Below are 18,105 nucleotides of genomic sequence, written 5' to 3'. Positions count from 1 at the left end.
GTATCGTCTTTTTTGTTTTTCTTATCTTAAGATATCATAAACTACGAATAAACTCTGTAATAAAACAATGTAAACAGTAGTAGTATAAACATAAGAGTTATTTGTACATAAACTACTTGAGCTAATGAAATATGAAAAATAATTAAAAGAAGTACTTGTGCTATTCCAAAAAACATAGCTATTATAACAGGCTTATATTTTGAAATAGATAAAAAATAATATATGAAAAGGTTAGCCAAAGCAAAAAGAGAAGTTGCCATAGCGTATTTATATAAAAGATAACTTAATGCTATATATTCTTTACCGAAAAGTAAGGATATTATAGTTTCGGGAAATAGATAACACCCAAAAATTAATATTGAAGTAAAAGAAACAATGTATTTTAAATACTTATTAAATATAGCCTTAGGGTTTTCACCTTCTTTTTTAGCTTCAATAAGCTTGGGTAATAATATCATTATTAGCATCCATATAACAAAGTAAACTACTCTTCCTATTAAAGCTAATGATGCATATAACCCTGATTGATAATTATTAAAATAATGTTTAACTATTAAAATATCTGAATTATTAATTAGTATTTGTGTTCCTTCATAGAGTAAAGTGATTACCAAAAAATTAAAAATACTTTTGCTTTGTATTGATGTTAATTTTGATTTAGTTTTAATGTTTGCCCATTTAAACTGGTTAGGGAACATACCAAACACAAATGACATAAATATACCAATTCCAACAGCAAATGTTGCTTCTACAAGGTTAAAACCTATTAAAAAGAAAGTGATAGTTAATCTAGCAAACATCTCAAGTAAATAAGATTGTGACAAGCCTATAAATTGTTGTTTTCCTTGTAATATACCTCTGGATACACTCATTATAAAATACAAAGGAATTCCTAATCCAAAAATATAAAACACCTGTTCTGAAGGTACATTAAATAGTTGCTTTAAATTACTGGCATTTAACACACACACTACCCCTAATAAACCTCCAGCTAGAAAGGAATATTTATATGAAACTTTCTTAAAATTTTCAACTTTATCTTTAGGTAATTCTATCACATACTTAGCACATAATAATTGAGCAGTCATTGCTAAAAATGATAATACTAGTAATAAAGTAATTAATAAAGCAATATTTGAAAAAACATCAGGACCAACCCATCTTCCCAAAACTAAATTATAAGCATAATTACCAGCATTAACTATCATTACGCTAATCATAAACCACTGAGATGGTGTAATTCTAAAATCGCTCCAAACAAATAATGCTTTCATTACAATAGATTTTAGCTTACAATAATATCTTTAAGCTTAGACGTTTTAATAATTTTTGACACTTTATCATTTGCTTTTCCAAAAATTTTAAAAACTTTATTATTCTGTGATGCTTTTTTATAAAGTTCTACTAAAACATCTGCACCAGAACTGTCTATATTTTTTAATTTATTGATATTTAAAATTATTTTAGAATCATATTGTAATAATGTTTCAAAATAAGACAGTAAGCTTCTTGAGTTTTCTAAAGCTAAGTTTCCTTCTAATTCGTATCTTCCTTGGTTATAGTTTATTTGTAACATAAGGCAATAATTTTATTAATTAAACACACCTCAAAATTCTTCTTTTTATAGCCATTTTTAAATTAGTTTCGACAAAATGCACTTTACTATAGATTAATGTAAGCCAATTAACTCGTAACTTGCTATTAACCAAATTTTAATAGTTATGAATAAACTTAAGTTTCTCGCTTACATTTTTTTATATAGCTTTTTACTTTCTAAGACCATTGCTCAATCCACTATGAATAAAGGGTTTATATATTTAGAAAAAGGTGATTTTGCTAAAGCTGAACTATTTTTTGAAGATTTTTTAGAAAAGCATCCTAAAAACAAAACTGCTAAATTGTGTTATGGTAGAGCTTTAGGTTTAAATGGAAATCCTAGTAAAGCTAAATTAATTTTCGACGAATTGCTTTCTACAGAACCAAAAAACTTGGAGTTCAATATTAATGCTGCTGAATGCTTACTTTGGAATAAAGAGTTTGATCTTGCATTAGAAAAATATATTTTTCTCCAAAAAAATTATCCAGAAAATCCAATAATAGAGCTTGGACTTGCTAATACTTATAGTAATTTAAAAAAATATCATAAAGCAATTCAGCATTATCAAAAGAGTATAAAACTAAATAATAAAATACTTGGGATTTATATTGGATTAGCCTATACATATCAAGCCAACAATCAAGATAAATTTGCTTTATATACTATTGAAGAAGCTCTTAAATTAAATAGTAACAATAAACAATTAATAAGTTTAAAAAATACTATTCAAAAAAAATATAGACCAAGAATTGAACAAAAAGAAGTTCATACTTTTGATAACGGTCATAATATATCAAGAAATTCAATAACGAGGTATATACATCCTATTTCAACAAAAACATCAATAGGTTTTAGTTACAATTATAGATCCTCTAAAAACGATGTTTTAAATCAACAATCTAATCAATATACTATGGGAATTGGTTTTGAACACTATTTAACCAATAAAATAAAGCTAATAGGAGGTCTAAATTATTTAAAAACCAACGGATTCAACAACTCATACAATGACTTGACGTATAGCATTGGAAGCAAAATAAAACTAGGTTATAATCAAAACCTTAACTTTTCATTTCAAAAAGAATATCATAATTTTAACGCACAGTTAATAAATAGTGAAATTTATCAAAACCATTTATCTCTTAACTATCATATTCTTACAAAATATAAAATTGGCTGGTTTACCCAGTATTATTTCACTTCACAATCTGATGATAACATTAGGAACTTATGGTTTAATTCCATTTATTATTTGCTTAAAAAAGAAACTCCTTTTAAAATAGGAATAAATACTTTATTAATGGGCTTTAAAAAAGAAAGAGCTGAAGTATATTTCAGCCCTGAAAGGTATTTTGTTTTTGAAGGTTTTGTAGATTATAGTATTTTTAAACATTCAGATAAATGGAAACTTAATTTTATAGCTGCGTATGGCTTTCAAGAAATAAACGCAACTTCAAGTCAACAAAGTTTTAGAACCGAACTTAATTTTGGTTATCAGCTAAGTAAAAAACTATCATTTTTAAGCTTTTATAAACACAGTAATCAAGCAGTTGAAAATGCTGCTGGCTTTGAGTTTAACGAACTTGGCTTGCTGCTTAAATACAGGTTTTAATTTAATAAATTAAGCCTTTTCATTAGCTCTGGTCTATTAGATCTACTTACTGGAATAACTTCTTTTTTGATAAGCACACTATTATCTTCAATATCTATAATTTGCTTCAAGTTTATTATGTATGACCTGTGAATCTTTAGAAATAAATCGTCTGGTAATTTCTCTTCTATTTTTTTCATTGTTGTGTGAACAATGTGATTTTTAGTCTCTGTTTTAATATTAATATAATCCCCTTTAGCTTCAATTAAATAGATATCAGATATTAAAATTTTCACTAATCTTCTATCAATGTTTACATACAACTCATTCTTACTATCCTCTTGTTTAGTTTCAGTTAAATCCTCTTCAATTATTTGTGGTTTTCTATCTATTTTAGTAACAGCTTTAATAAATCTAGGCAACTTAACTGGTTTCACCAGATAATCAATTATGCATTTATATTCAAAAGCATCCAATGCAAAATTGGTATCAGAAGTAGTTAAAATTATATTTGGAGGATTATTTAGACTATCAATAAAGTCAAACCCACTTAGCTCCGGCATGTGTATATCTAAAAAAACTAAGTCTATCTTGTTTTTATTAATAAAGTCAATAGCATCTAACGCATTATCAAAAGTTTTTAAAACAGAAAGATAATCTAATTTAGTACAGTATTTTTCTATAATAACTCTCGCTAACTCGTCGTCATCTATAATAATGGAATTAATCATTTATATTTTTTTAATGAATTTCTCTATTTTTTCTAAGGTTTCTATAAAAGCATCATATAACTCATATGAATTATTTCTTAATTGCTCTTCAAATACAGCTGCTAGTCTATAATCACCTTCTAAATTTAAAAGATTTATCTTATGTTTTAATTTATGAACTGCTTCTGCACTACTTTCATAATTTTTTCCTTCAAATGCATCTAAAAATGTTTGCTTTTCAAGGGGGAATTCTTTCTTGAAAATACCAATCATTACATTTTTAAAATCATCATCGTTATCAGATATTTCATCAAACTTAGATAAATCTGGCAATTTTTTCATTATTAGTAAAATATTATCATAAATATAAATGAAAATATATAAATTTTCAAAATTTAATTACAAATAAATTTATTTTACTCTTAGTTTTTGCCCTAAGAATATAATGTTTTTACTTAAATTATTTAAAGTCATTAGTTTTTTAACAGTCAGTTTATAACGATATGCAATATTGAATAAAGTATCTCCTTTATTTACTGTATGAAATTTATGATCAGTTTTAGTAAATTGTTCATTCATTACATCCTTATCATCTCTATAACCAACAACAATCTCCTGCCCTACTTCTAAAGCGTCAAAATCTGTTAAACTATTCAATCTATACAATTTAGCTAAATTCAAGTTGTATTTTCTAGCTATTTTACTTAAAGTTTCTCCTTTATCAACCTTATGAATTATGGTTGGATCAAACTCTTTCTTTTTTAGTACATGCTTTTTTGCTGCATTTTTTGGCTTTACTTTAGCCACTTCACCTGTTACTAAATTCATATATGCTACTTCACCATCTAAAGTAATTTTATCCCAACCATCAGGCAATTCTTCTTGTTGCGCATAAATAAAACTATTTATTAACAATAAAAATAATACAGTAAATACCTTTCTCATTTTCAAGTTATATATTCATTCTCTCAAATATACTAATCTTTCTATTTTTTACATAAAAAAAAACCTGTATAGAAATCTATACAGGCTTTTCATCTAATTTAATTCTACATTAATCTACTTTGATAAATTTACCTAAGTCTTTTTGATTCTCGTTTGATAATGTATAAAAATACATTCCGCTTTTCAATTTACTAACATCAAAACTTTGTTTGTTCTTATCTGAATTTACTTCAGCAGTATAAACCACTACTCCATTAACATCAAAAATTTCAATTTTAGAAATCATATTAGCTTTTCTAGCACTTACAGAGTTTTTAAAGTCAAAAGTAATTACATCCTTAACTACTGGATTTGGATATACTGATACTTTAGAACTTACATCTCTATCTTTTTTATTTGCAGATGGTCTTCCTAAATTATTAAAATACGCTCTATGACTAGTTGAAAACCTAGAGCTATTTGCTAAATCCCAATTAATAGACCATGTCATAAGGCCTCTGAAATCAGGATATGTAGCTGCAGCTGTATATTGTCTACCAGCATAAGTTTGCCCTTTAATTAAATAATCTAATGCTTGTTGAACTGTTGCCTCTGGCGTATAACCACTACCAGCGGCTCTAGGTTCTGCTGGTAAACCAATTGCTACTTGATTAGCTCTTAGCCCAGGGAAATTTAAACCTGTTTGTGCTACTTTAAATCCAGTAATTAACATTTCTGCCATTGCTACATGAAAATCAGCTGTTGCAGGTTGATAAATTTTACCATCTCTTCCAAACATTGACCCCGTATTATAGTGTTGAACATGTATATAGTCCATCTGGTCTCTCAACGCATGAATTACAGGTAAATAAGCTCCAAATATCCCTGAATAATTTCCATATGCTCCTTGAACATAAGCTGTTTCAGGTGCCATACTTAATGTGAATCTATTTGCTCCAATATTATTAATTACAGATTTAGTTCCTTCTATTAAATTAACAATCTTAGGCGTTGTTGGATTTCTAAAATCAGTATCTCCAGAATTTAACGAAAGGGAACTACCTTCTAAATCAATATCTAACCCATCAAAACCATACGTATTAATAATATTAGTCATAGAAGTTACAAACTCATTTCTTTCCGTTTCGTTATTTAATTCAACATGTGCATTGGCACCTCCGATAGAAATTAATACTTTTTGCCCTCTACCTTGTAATATAGCAACATCACTCTTAAATTCCTCTACATTTCCTCCATATAAATTGAATGGTGAGAACTGCATATCAGACTTACTTCCTGTTTTAGGTTCAGCGAAGGCGACGCAAATTACATCCCAATCTCTTGACACATCTCTTAACTTAGGAGTTGTTGAACCGTTGTCAAAATTATGCCAATACCCTACTAAAATTTTACCTGAAATTGGTGGCGGTATAGAATTATCACTAATAGTCACAACTGCTGACTCTCCTGTTCTTCCCTCATTATCAGTAGCTATGGTTTTTAAGTTATATTTCCCTGCTTGAGCATTATTAATTGTAAAGTTATAAGGTGCTGAAGTATCTTCTCCTAATTTTGTATTTCCATTATAAAACTCAACTTTTGTAACTGTACCATCACTATCAGAAGCAGTAGCTGTAATATTTATTGAGCCACCAACTGTATAAGTTGTTCCATTGCTAGGAGATGTGATTGTAGTTTCTGGATCAAAAGGACCTCCATCACCTCCACAATCTCCAACTTTTGCCCAAGCATCTTGCCAATGAGCTCCAGTTCCTGGTGCATATGCCCAAGCTGCTGAAGAAGAACACCAACCGGCTATTTTACATTTAAATTTCTGATTTTGATCTCCTACTTTATTTTGCACTTCTTGATCTTTACTATAGGCAGTTCCTGCTGCATATTCAGGAATACCTACACATCCTTGTCCACCTCCTGTTGAATCTTTCTCTACAGTTACATTAATTACTGAAGAAGTAGTTGATAGGTTTTTATCATCAGTAGCTTTTGCTGTTAATGTATAATTACCTACAGCTGCATTAGATATTGTATAACTATATGGTTCTGAACTATCTTCTCCTAACTTTGTATTTCCATTAAAAAATTCAACTTTAGTTACCGTACCATCATCAGAAGCATTAGCAGTAATATTAATGTTTACACCTTCTTTTAAAGTAGTATTATTAGATGGGCTTGTTATACTTACAGTTGGTGGTATATTATCTCCACCTCCTGTGCTTCCACCACAATCTTTTACTTTTTCCCATGGCTGTCCATCACCATTATGTGTATCTGGAGTTTGATTCAACGTCCACCATTTCGCTTTATAATTAACTTTTTTATACTTAACATTTTCTCCACCTCTATAAGTTGTCGTTGCTGACCAAGCTGGAATATCTGCGCAATCATCAGTTCCTCCATTCACTGTAATTGAAACACTTGATGATGTCGTTGAAGCAATATCGTTATCTGTAGCTTTTGCTGTTATAGTATAACTTCCTTCAGAAACATTTTGCCAAGAATACTCATAAGGAGAAGTAGTATCCTCTCCTAGCTTTGTACTTCCATTAAAAAACTCAACTTTAGTAATAGTACCGTCGCTATCAGACGCATCAGCCGTTATTGTTACTGTTTGTCCAGCTGTAAAAGTTGCATTGTTAACTGGTGAAGTTATATTTACTGATGGTGGTGTATTGTTAGTATCTCCATTCACTGTAATTGAAATTCCAGATGATGTCGTTGAAGCATTATCATTATCTGTAGCTTTTGCTGTTATAGTATAACTCCCTTGTGTAACATTTTGCCAAGAATACTCATATGGAGAAGTAGTGTCCTCTCCTAACTTTGTATTTCCATTATAAAACTCAACTTTTGTAACTGTACCATCACTATCAGAAGCATTAGCAGTTATAGTTACAGTTTCTCCAGCCGTAAAAGTTGTATTATTAGCTGGTGAAGTTACACTTACAGTTGGTGCAATATTTCCTCCTGTGCCTCCATTTGCAAAAACTTCATTCATTTTGTTTACTAATGGAGATTTAACATTTGACCATCTTTTTAGTTTTGTTCCAAAAGATGTAGCTGTACCACTAATTTCTAAATCACCATAAACGGTCCAAATAATTGTTCCACCTAACTGATTATCATTAATGAATTGAGCTTTAATACCTATAGACTCTTCATCATCATAACTTAAAAAGAAATTATCTTTTACCAAATAAGGTACTTTAGCTTCATCATCCCACTTTCTAGTCCATCCACTATTAGGAGATAAGGCTTTTTGCTTTATAAAAAAGTAATTTGGGGTACCATCATATACTTCTAATTTCCAGTTAGTATAATCTGCACATGTTTGAATAGGGCCATCTGGTTGGATTGTTACGGCTCTTTTTACTGTTTTAGCATTTAAATCAGCAGCTCCTTCAGTAATCACACCTCTACCATAAAAAGGTGCTCCAAAGCATATTTTACTCTTCGGTACTCCTTTTTCGTTTAACTTATTTAAAGTAGATTGCCAGTTGAAAAATGATACTTCAGCATTACTATATGGATAAACTGGTGCATTGTGCCCAGCAATATTAGACCATCCACCATTCATATCATAAGTCATCATGTTAAAATAGTCCATTGAATTAGATAATCTGGTCCAATTAAAACCATCCAGCTTTCTTGGATCAGCTGACATTGCAGATGTTATTAACTTATCTGGTCCAATTGCTTCTCTAATTTCTTCTACTAAGTTTTCAAAATTATCAAAATCAGCATTAGTTCCTGTAAAGTTCATACCAGCATAAGGTCCTGGATATTCCCAATCCAAATCAATACCGTCAAAACCTGTAGCAATTAGTTTTTTACAATCTTCTATAAAACGAGCTCTTTTTACAGGATCCGCTGCCATCTCAGGAAAATGTTTACACATACTCCAACCACCAATGGAAGCCATTACTTTTACTCCTTTTTGATGTGCTAATTTAATTAATCCAGGTGCCCCATCTTCCTTATGAAGCGGAATGGGTAATGGCCCACTTAATCCCCAAGCAGGATGTGTCCAAGAACTAGCTCCTAATTCTACTTGAAAACCTTGTGCTTCTGCTCTTCTTTTAGCATCTTCATTAACATGTTGAATAGGATCAATTTCTCCAAATAAAATATGCATATCCCAACTACTATATATGTTCGTAAAGAATAGATCATTTGGTGCTTGTGTTACTCCACTTTGATAAATTTGCTTATTCCTATGATCTCCACTATGGAGAGACCCATCTCTAGCTACTCCAAAGAACGAGTAATTAAGAATGGTGTACTTAGAATAATCAATATTCAAATGTGTTAAGGCTCCTTGAGTTGGTACTCCAGCACTGGTTGTTTTCCAGGCATCCCAATTGGTTATATAACCAATAATTTGCTTTTGATGGTCTGCTGTAGTTGCTGAGCCACCAGTATTAACTTGTGAAAAAATAAATGAGGTTGTGAAAAGGAGCAAAAAAAGTAGCCTTTTCTGAATAAATAAGAAGGATTTCATAAATTAAAAATATTTAGTTGTCCCTCAATGTTTTAAATATTTACTTTTACACAAAAAAAAATCGACCAACAACAGAAAAGTAACAACCTACAACGTGTTATTTTCTGCGACTAAAAATCTATTATTAATTCATCAATTATAAATAGTAAAAATTATAAAAATCTTATTTTTCCCTTATGGAAAATATATCTTTCTTAACCTTTGGAAATTCATATTCATTCACTACTGCTAAAGTTCTAATAACAACAATTACAGCTGCAGAAATAATAAATTGAACGTCTTCATTTACATTAATCTTTCCTAGTAATAAATATACTATACCACCTGCTAAACAAGCAGATGCATAAATTTCTTTTTTGAAAATTAGTGGAACTTTTCTTGTTAAAACATCTCTTATGACGCCTCCAAAAACAGCAGACACCATTCCCATTACCAGAGCTACTACTGTTGGTAATTCATAATTCAAACCTTTTTGAAGTCCCAATAAAGTGAATACACTTATACCTACTGTATCAAATAAAAACATTGTTTTTCGCAATGGCTCTATTTTACTTTTAAATAAAAAAGTACAAATTACTGCCAATAAAATAGTCCATATATAATTAATGTCTCCAATCCAATTTATTGGATGCGCATTTATTAATATATCTCTTAACATTCCTCCTCCAACTGCAGTAACAAAAGCAATAATAATAACTCCAAATACATCAAAGTCTTTTTTTAAAGCAACCAAAGCACCACTAATAGCAAAAGCAAAGGTTCCTGCAATATCTATGGCATAAATGATATTCATTCTATATTACTATTTCTGAAATATTTATTTGTAATGACCTTTCTATTTCTAAAACTCTTGGTCTCTCATTATTTAATATTAGAGCTAAAGAAACACCTTGCCTTCCTGCTCTTGCTGTTCTACCACTTCTATGTGTATAGTATTCTAATTTTTCAGGTAATTGATGGTGAATTACAAAACCTAGATTTTGTACATCAATACCTCTTGCTGAAACATCTGTAGATATTAATATTTGAAGATTTTCTTTCTTAAAGGCTCTCATTACTTTGTCTCGTTCCTTCTGCTTCATATCTCCTTCTAATGCCTCAACAGAAAAACCTTCTTCATTCAATTCTTTTGCTAATTTTTGTGCACCAGCTTTTGTTCTTGTAAAAATAATTCCTCTCTCAGCATTCCTATTTTCTACAAATTTTATGATAACATTCGTTTTTTCAGATATCGTAGTTTCAACAAACTGATGAGAAATATTAGCATTTACTAACATATTTTTATCAATCTCAATTTGCTTTGCAGAAGCATTCATATATTTTTTTATAATGCCTCTTATTTCATTTGGCATAGTTGCAGAAAACAGCCAAGTTTTTCTTTCTCCTGATGTATATTTTAAAATCCTGTTTAATTCTTCTTTAAAGCCCATACTTAACATTTCATCGGCTTCATCTAATACTAGAGTATTAAGTTCTTTTAAATTCACCTCGCCTCTTTCTATTAAATCAATTAAACGTCCTGGAGTTGCTACAATAATATGTGTAGTTCTTTGAAGACTTTTTATTTGTTTATCTATCTTTTCTCCTCCATAAATAGCTTCTACAAATATTTTATCTTCTATATATTTAGTGAACTTAAATAATTGCTTTTTTATTTGCTGGACTAATTCTCTAGTTGGTGACAGAATTAATACTTGCACATTACCTTTCGAAGCATTTATATTATGTAAAATTGGTAAACCATAAGCAGCTGTTTTACCTGTTCCTGTTTGAGCTAAACCTATAAAATCTGTATGATTTTCAAGTAAATAAGGAATTACTTCTTTTTGCACATTCGTTGGAGCAACAATACCTAACTCTTTCAACCCCTTAACATATTCTTTTTTTATACCTAATTCTCTAAATGATGTCATTCTTCTCTTTTAATATTACAAATATACCGTTTGTTTATTTACTGTTTACTAACAATGTACGTATTGCATCAGTAATCCTTTTAGGTCTTAAACTTTTCGCATCTAACAAACAAAAAGTAGTTTGTGACTCTACTAATACATGATTCTCTTTAATTATTTCAACATGTCTGATAGATTTTACACCTTCTGTTTTTCCAACCCAAGTTTTTATTACCACTTCATCTCCTAATTTAGCTTGGCGTTTATAATCAATTTCGTGTTTTACTATAAACCACACATAATCTGGTTTTGGAATATCTTTTATTAACAATCTCCAATGTTCATTAGCTATATCATTAATCCATTGCACATAAGCCACATTATTCACATGATTATATTCGTCTATCTCATCAGCAATTACTACATGCTTTTTTTCAAAAAAATTCATGCAACAAACATACAGTATTACTATTAAAAACTGTCTATTTTGATTATCATTTCTTTAGTTATCATATATAATTTTAATTAAAATTGATTCAATTAAACAATCACTTTTAACTTATTATTTTAATATAATATTTAATTACAACTATTGCTTTTGCTTAAATTTTCTTTTTTACCTAGGTATGATAAAAAGGTAGTAATGTTGTTTTTTAGTAAAATTAAATCAGAACTAGTATCATAAGCTATACTTTTTTACAGATTCTATTCGTATTAGAAGTAAATTCAGGTATAAAGCTTAAAATATTAATACTTTAAATGGATCAAATTATTTATAGTATTGATTCTCCATTTAAATTTGTAGTTAATACATCACTCATATAATTAAAGAAAGGTCTTAATGCTAAATATGAATTATTTATTTCCTCCATAAAATTTTTAGACAATACTTCATTATCTGAAAAATTACGGACAGCTATAAAACCTTTTTTACGAATTAAATCTATAGCACTATGCTCTTTATCAAAACCTTTGGGTGCTGTTTTTAATTCAGCACCATCAAATTTACCTCCAAAATATTTTACAAATTTTTCTTCTGATAAGATCTCCCTTATTTCTGAATCATCAATTTCAAACTCTTTTCTAATTCTATATAAATCCTCTTTATTAGGTTCCCAAAAACCTCCAGCTAAAAAACTTTCTCCTGGTCTAATTCTCAAATAATAACCACCTCTTAACTCTGCTCCCAATCTTGAAAACGAACCCGCAAAATGAGGCTGATATGGTGTTTTATCTTTACTAAACCTTACGTCTCTATAAATTCTAAACAACTTGAACTTATCTATTTCATCATGTTCTTCTAATTTTTGCCTTATAGCAGCATATAAATCTTTAGCATTAGTTTGTGCTTCAGTGAATATAGCTTTATTTTCTCCAAACCATTCTCTATTATTATTTTCTTTTAAATCTTTTAAAAATTTAAGACTAGACTTTTGAAATTGCATGGTTATTTAAAATTTTATTTAAAGGTACAAATCTTTTTATTCTAAGAGCTTAAACACTCTTATTTTACTTTAAGGTTATTTAATAAATAAGCTTGGGTAATTAGAGTTTTTCACCCCACTTTTTTTGCTTTTTGAGTTGTTGGGTTATACCCAAAATCAGCATCAGGAAGCTCTATCCCTAATTGGTGTATAATAAACCCTACACTTGCAAAATGATGAATGGCATGACTATGAGCTTGAATTAAAGCTCCTGCTAAAGTATATTTCGCTGTAACCATTCCTAATCCTAAATCATCAGTTACGTAAACAATTTTATCAAAATCTTCTGATTTCAACTCATATAACTTTTCTAAAATAAAATGAAAGTATTTTATGCCTTCTTTAGTTTCTTCTTCTGCTAATTTATTTCTCTCTCTACATGAAAAATCTACAGTGCAACATTCTAAACCATTAAATATACAAGAAAACACATCTAACACATGCCTCATATGTGTACCAATACTAGAAAAATAAGGTGCTACAGATTTGTTACTATATTCTTCATTTGAAATATTCTCCAATAATTTAATACCACGCTGAAGGTTTTTATCTATAGCTTCTATCATTGATTCTAAGTTAATTTAAGAGTAAGTCGTATAAATATAATGCATTTTACTAGTATTCGATAATTATTTTTCAATTGTTTTGTAACACACTAAAAAAAAGCAGCTTAAACATTAAACCTGTTTTAATTTTAAGGTAGTTATATTTTTTGGCACGTCTTTTGAAAACTAATTAGCAAATGCGGAAGCCGAAAAGCAAAAAATTTAGAGTAGGCATTAACCCTAAAATTAGCAATTATGAGAACAGGGATTTTTTTACTTATAGCACTTATGTCATTGGGAAGTATAAATGCCAATAACATTAATAAATCAACTAGCAAAATTGGGGTTACATATCGTAATAATGAAGCAGTTACTTTTGTAGAAAGAGGTGTGCAATTTCATGTGTTTTTAAATGGTGATTTTGATTTTAACACGAATTACCGAGATACAAGATATGTAGATTATTATGGTAGACGTTCTAGAGTTAATAGAGGTGTACGAATTGAACGTGATCGTGATGGAAAAGTAAGGCGTATTGGAAACGTTTTTGTGAATTATGATTACTGGGGAAATGTTACTAGAATTGGTAGTGTTTTTATAAAGTATAGAAGAGGACAACTAGACCGAGTAGGAAATTTAAGAGTTCGTTATGACAGATGGGGAAATCCTATATATAGAGGTTATGTAAAAAATGTAAGATATTATAACGATTATGACGGTTGTAGTAATGATGTTAATATCGATATTAATATTGGAGATATTTATGACTACGATGATGTTTATTTTTATAGAAGAGACTTTAGAAGAAACTACAGAAAGTTTAGAGAGGATAATAATTTTTATTATTACAGAGCTGTTCCTAATGCAAAAACTGGTAAACGTGGTAAGGTATTAAAAAGAAGAAAGAGCAAAAGAAATAATGGTAATCAATATTATAAAAAAACAACTCCAGAACAAACAGGTAGATCAAAGAGAAATAGATAAAACTTAATTAAATAATATCAGATAGGTTATAAGTTTAAAGCATAGCATTGAAGAAATTCAATGCTATGCTTATATAATCTAATAAAAACTAGGTTATTTTACTTCAATAAAATCTCTTTTCCTACCTCCAGCTCCGATGGTGTTTTATCTTTTTGAAAAAGTCTAGCTGTTAACTCTCCTCTTATAACAATTTGTTCTCCTTTAACTTCTAACCAACTTCCTTCTCTTAACCCTAAAACAGCTGTTTCATTAAATATATGATATTCTTTAATTCTAGTTTCTCTAGTTTCTCCCATATGCGTAGAGCTTGGGTCTGGATCTAAATAATGTGCGTTTATATTAAATGGAATTACACCCAATGTTTCAAAACTTGGAGGGTATACAATAGGCATATCATTGGTATTCATCATAGTTACTCCACAAATATTACTTCCAGCACTGGTTCCTAAGTATGGTGTTCCCTCTTCTAATGTTTGTTTTAATACTTCTAAAATATCGTTTTTGTATAGTTGATTCACTAATTCAAATGTATTACCACCTCCAGTAAAAATACCTTCTGCTTCTTTTACTGCTTCTTTTGCATTAATATACTCATGTATTCCTTTTACTTTTTTTCCTATTTTCACAAATGCTTTTCTAGCAATCTCTGTATAAGCGTCGTAACTTATACCACTAGGTCTGGCGTAAGGTATAAACAATACTGTTTCTACCTCTTTAAAATGCTCAGATAAAGTTGGTAAAATATATGCTAAATAATCGCTTCCATGTACTGTAGATGTGCTTGCTACTAGTAATTTCTTCATGTTAAAAGTTTTATTCAAAACTAAATATTTTATACTTTAGACAAAACGAATTCCTACAAAATAAATGCTATGAAAAAACTATTTACATTTTTTATATTGACTTCTACACTACTACTTTCTTGTTCTTCAAATGAATCAGACATTACTTTTATTACCAATAATGACATTATTGGTAACTGGAGGTTGGTTGATTTTAAAATTGAAGGAATTACAAAAGGTATCTATAAAAATAGTAATGTAAATGGAAAAGTTATATCACATGGAAAAAATTATAATTTTTATTTTAATTTTAATGATGACCATCAGCTTTATCTAAATGGTGATTTTACAACTATTACTACCTCTACTTCAAATGGCGTTTCTAAAACTATTAAGAGTAAAACTAAAATTATTAATGGTTTTTACAATAAAGCAAACTGGTTAATTGATGATAAAAACTTAAAGCTTATTAGTACTGACGGTTATGTATTTAATATTGTTATTGAAGAATTCTATACTCATAAAATGATTTTAAAACTTGCTATTGAAAAAAAACAAACTATAAAAAACATTGATTTTACAACTAGTGGAACTCAATATATCATTCTTGAAAGATAAGATTGTATTGTTAATAGACTTTATACAATAGTAAAGTTTTTTTATTTAACAATAGTTTACCATCCTCTTAAAACATTTTTAAGAGCATTACCTCCTTACTTTGTTACTACAACAATTACTAACCTATTTTAGCTCTTTATGAAAAAACTACTACTTTTATTAACATCATCATTGTTCATTTCTTCATACCCTAAAAACGAAATAAATAATTCTAGTAATATCTGGACTGCCAAAGATATTATTGGAACTTGGAAGTTAGCTACTTTTAATGTTAATGGTACAACCTTTGGTTACTTGAATAATATTCAATTAAAAAGAAAAATTTCTTCTTTTGGCAAACAGTCTAACTTTATATTTCACTTTTCACCTAATTATAAGTTAAACTTTAAAGGTAATTTTACCATGGTTACTACTTCTACTTCTAATGGAATTTCTCAAACTATAGAGCAAGAAGCTAAAGTAATTCAAGGGCTGAATAATAATACTAATTGGTTTGTTGAGAATAACTTTTTAAATATAGTAGATGTTAATGGACAGTCATTTGAAATTTCTATTGATGAATTTCACTTTGATAAGATGATTTTAAAGTACACTACCAAACATCAACATAATATAAAAGGATTTGAATTTGAAACCTCAAATGAACAATACATAGTTCTTGAAAGAGTACCTGATAATATGTATAAATAAAGTAACCTTTTAATATCTATTTAACAAAAATTTACAAGGTTATTAAAACATTTTTAAGAGTACAACATACGTACTTTGTTAATCGTAAAATACTTTATATATGCAAAAACTGCTACTGATACTTCTCATTTTATTATCCCAATTTAGTTTTGGGCAATTACAAAACGGAACTTTAAGAGGTATTGTATTTGATAAGTTTGGTCCTGTTGAAAACGCCAATATTCTTAATTTGACTACTAAAAAAGGAACATTTACTGACCATAAAGGAAACTTTAGTTTTTATGTTACAATTGGTGATGAAGTTCAAGTGTCTTCAGTACAGCACGAAACCAAAACTTTTACTGTAGCTGGAATAACATTAAAAAACAATGATTTCCAAATTCAATTGCATACCAAAAGTTATGTTTTAGATGAAGTTGTTATTAAAAAGCATTATCTAACCGGTAGCTTAGCTCTTGACTTAAAAAAAGTTCCTAAAGATACCATGAATGACTTAGTTAATAATATGGTTAACAATATTAAAAACATGAGCATGAGTGCTATCATGAATAGCCCGGTAGGCAGTGACGAAATTCATTTAAGCAAAGCTCAAATATCAACAATGCCAAGCTCTTATTCTGGTATTACATTATATTCTGGAAATGTTGGCTCAGGCGGTGGTAAAAAACGTAAAGAAGCCCGTAAAAAGCTTGCAAAAAAAGAACTATTTCCAATCAAGCTTTTACATGAATTAGGTGGCGACTTTTTCTTTAATACACTTAAAATTCCAAAAGATAATTATTATCATTTCATCGATTATTGTAGTTACACTAACATTGAATCTTTGTTTTATAAAAAGAAAATTTTAACAGTCATCGAAATATTAGAACAAGAAAGTATTTCGTATCTTAAAACCATAAAACAAAAAAAATGAAAACCCTTGTAACTACTTTCCTCTTATTTTGTATTACTACAATATCTTCCTATGCACAAACTAATCGTAAACCTATATATGGTGTCATTTCAGATAAAATAGGCGTCTTACCTAATGTGCATATCATAAATTTAAATAGTAAACAAGCTACATATACTAACGATTACGGAGCTTTTAAAATTCCTGCTAAAACAACAGATAGCTTACGTTTTTCTTTTATAGGTTATGAAACTAAAATTGTAATGCTAACCGAAACTCATTTTGGGATACATGAAAATAAATTTACCATTGAAAAAACAACATATACACTTGATGAAGTGGAAGTAAAAAAACATAATTTATTAGGAAGTATTACTTCTGATATTCGTAAAACTCCAAAAGATAGAAGAGCCGAGGCTTTACAAAAAACTATGGATTTTTCTAAAGTTGACATGAATATTGTTGAAGATGATGACCATATTGATGAAAGAGTTAGACCTCATGTGGTAAGAACAGATCCTAACCTTGCTTTTATTGGTGCAGGAACAAGTGTTTATTTACCTTTTGGTTATTCTAAACGTTTATGGGCCTTACGCAAAGAACTAGCTCTGAAGCAAGGAATGCCTGCAAAATTAATTTCAGAACTGGGAGAGAAGTTTTTCTTTGAAGATCTACAAATTCCACCTGAACGTTATTATCACTTTTTAGAATATTGTAATCCACTTGGTATAGAAGCTCTTCATAATAAAGGGGAACTTTTAAAAGTTATTAAAATATTAGAAAATGAACATAAAGACTATTTAAAAATTATCAATAATACTAAATAAACATTTACCTACTCCTACTTAATTTACTTTTAATAATAACTACTATAATT

Annotated in this window: 18 protein-coding genes; 6 read left to right on the top strand and 12 right to left on the bottom strand. The window is 29.0% G+C overall.

All coding sequences use genetic code 11. The annotated features are described in order from the left end of the window. Positions 1-41: 41 nt before the first annotated feature. Both ABNT65_RS03215 and ABNT65_RS03210 read right to left on the bottom strand, forming a co-directional pair. The gene (locus tag ABNT65_RS03215; RefSeq protein ID WP_348747150.1) at positions 42-1,274 is read right to left on the bottom strand and encodes a sugar isomerase; all 1,233 of its coding nucleotides are present in this window, start codon (positions 1,272-1,274) and stop codon (positions 42-44) included. A gap of 11 nt (positions 1,275-1,285) precedes the next feature. Next, positions 1,286-1,576 (bottom strand): STAS domain-containing protein, encoded by a 291-nt coding sequence (locus ABNT65_RS03210; protein WP_348702251.1) that lies wholly within the window; start codon positions 1,574-1,576, stop codon positions 1,286-1,288. Positions 1,577-1,721: 145 nt separating this feature from the next. On the opposite strand from ABNT65_RS03210, the gene ABNT65_RS03205 reads away from it, so the two are divergent. Continuing rightward, entirely contained in the window at positions 1,722-3,209 is a 1,488-nt protein-coding gene (locus ABNT65_RS03205; RefSeq protein ID WP_348747149.1) for a tetratricopeptide repeat protein, read from the top strand. Here ABNT65_RS03205 and ABNT65_RS03200 read toward each other — a convergent pair. From ABNT65_RS03200 to ABNT65_RS03160, 9 genes are all read right to left on the bottom strand, one after another. After that, on the bottom strand, positions 3,206-3,916 hold the full coding sequence (locus tag ABNT65_RS03200) for a LytTR family DNA-binding domain-containing protein (protein ID WP_348747817.1): 711 nt from the start codon (positions 3,914-3,916) through the stop codon (positions 3,206-3,208). The two genes, ABNT65_RS03205 and ABNT65_RS03200, sit on opposite strands and share 4 nt — an antisense overlap. A 3-nt stretch (positions 3,917-3,919) precedes the next feature. After that, on the bottom strand, positions 3,920-4,240 hold the full coding sequence (locus ABNT65_RS03195) for an Hpt domain-containing protein (protein ID WP_348702255.1): 321 nt from the start codon (positions 4,238-4,240) through the stop codon (positions 3,920-3,922). Positions 4,241-4,309: 69 nt separating this feature from the next. Then, positions 4,310-4,843, bottom strand: a complete 534-nt coding sequence (locus tag ABNT65_RS03190; protein ID WP_348747148.1) for a LysM peptidoglycan-binding domain-containing protein — start codon at positions 4,841-4,843, stop codon at positions 4,310-4,312. A gap of 109 nt (positions 4,844-4,952) precedes the next feature. After that, positions 4,953-9,302 carry an Ig-like domain-containing protein gene (locus ABNT65_RS03185; protein WP_348747147.1) on the bottom strand — a complete coding sequence of 1,450 codons (4,350 nt, stop codon included), beginning with the start codon at positions 9,300-9,302 and terminating at the stop codon, positions 4,953-4,955. Between the two features lie 202 nt (positions 9,303-9,504). Continuing rightward, positions 9,505-10,134, bottom strand: coding sequence for a trimeric intracellular cation channel family protein (locus tag ABNT65_RS03180; RefSeq protein ID WP_348737265.1), 630 nt, complete (start codon positions 10,132-10,134; stop codon positions 9,505-9,507). 1 nt (position 10,135) lies between these two features. Beyond that, positions 10,136-11,254, bottom strand: a complete 1,119-nt coding sequence (locus ABNT65_RS03175; protein ID WP_348747146.1) for a DEAD/DEAH box helicase — start codon at positions 11,252-11,254, stop codon at positions 10,136-10,138. A 34-nt stretch (positions 11,255-11,288) separates the two neighbouring features. Beyond that, a complete protein-coding gene (locus ABNT65_RS03170) occupies positions 11,289-11,681 on the bottom strand; it encodes a thioesterase family protein (RefSeq protein ID WP_348747145.1) in 393 nt (130 codons plus the stop codon). Positions 11,682-12,006: 325 nt separating this feature from the next. After that, the gene (locus ABNT65_RS03165) at positions 12,007-12,678 is read right to left on the bottom strand and encodes a DUF2461 domain-containing protein (RefSeq protein WP_348747144.1); all 672 of its coding nucleotides are present in this window, start codon (positions 12,676-12,678) and stop codon (positions 12,007-12,009) included. A gap of 110 nt (positions 12,679-12,788) precedes the next feature. After that, positions 12,789-13,283 (bottom strand): DinB family protein, encoded by a 495-nt coding sequence (locus ABNT65_RS03160; protein ID WP_348702266.1) that lies wholly within the window; start codon positions 13,281-13,283, stop codon positions 12,789-12,791. Positions 13,284-13,517: 234 nt separating this feature from the next. Between ABNT65_RS03160 and ABNT65_RS03155 the strand changes: the two genes are divergently transcribed. Further along, entirely contained in the window at positions 13,518-14,246 is a 729-nt protein-coding gene (locus ABNT65_RS03155) for a hypothetical protein (RefSeq protein ID WP_348747143.1), read from the top strand. A gap of 98 nt (positions 14,247-14,344) precedes the next feature. On the opposite strand, the gene pepE is transcribed toward ABNT65_RS03155, so the two are convergent. Beyond that, a complete protein-coding gene (pepE, locus tag ABNT65_RS03150) occupies positions 14,345-15,049 on the bottom strand; it encodes a dipeptidase PepE (RefSeq protein WP_348747142.1) in 705 nt (234 codons plus the stop codon). Between the two features lie 69 nt (positions 15,050-15,118). Between pepE and ABNT65_RS03145 the strand changes: the two genes are divergently transcribed. The 4 genes from ABNT65_RS03145 (at position 15,119) to ABNT65_RS03130 (ending at position 18,055) form a co-directional block, all read left to right on the top strand. Further along, entirely contained in the window at positions 15,119-15,646 is a 528-nt protein-coding gene (locus tag ABNT65_RS03145; RefSeq protein WP_348702271.1) for a hypothetical protein, read from the top strand. Positions 15,647-15,784: 138 nt separating this feature from the next. Next, complete coding sequence (locus ABNT65_RS03140; protein WP_348702272.1) at positions 15,785-16,336, top strand: hypothetical protein; 552 nt, start codon at positions 15,785-15,787, stop codon at positions 16,334-16,336. 100 nt (positions 16,337-16,436) lie between these two features. Further along, positions 16,437-17,249, top strand: coding sequence for a carboxypeptidase-like regulatory domain-containing protein (locus ABNT65_RS03135; protein ID WP_348702273.1), 813 nt, complete (start codon positions 16,437-16,439; stop codon positions 17,247-17,249). Next, complete coding sequence (locus tag ABNT65_RS03130) at positions 17,246-18,055, top strand: carboxypeptidase-like regulatory domain-containing protein (RefSeq protein ID WP_348737260.1); 810 nt, start codon at positions 17,246-17,248, stop codon at positions 18,053-18,055. The genes ABNT65_RS03135 and ABNT65_RS03130 overlap by 4 nt, the downstream gene beginning before the upstream one ends. Positions 18,056-18,105: the final 50 nt, after the last annotated feature.

It is taken from the genome of Tenacibaculum sp. 190524A02b (assembly GCF_964036645.1).
GTDB lineage: Bacteria > Bacteroidota > Bacteroidia > Flavobacteriales > Flavobacteriaceae > Polaribacter > Polaribacter vairaonense.
Note: the sequence above shows the minus strand (reverse complement) of the source record. Positions and strands in the feature narration are given on the sequence as shown.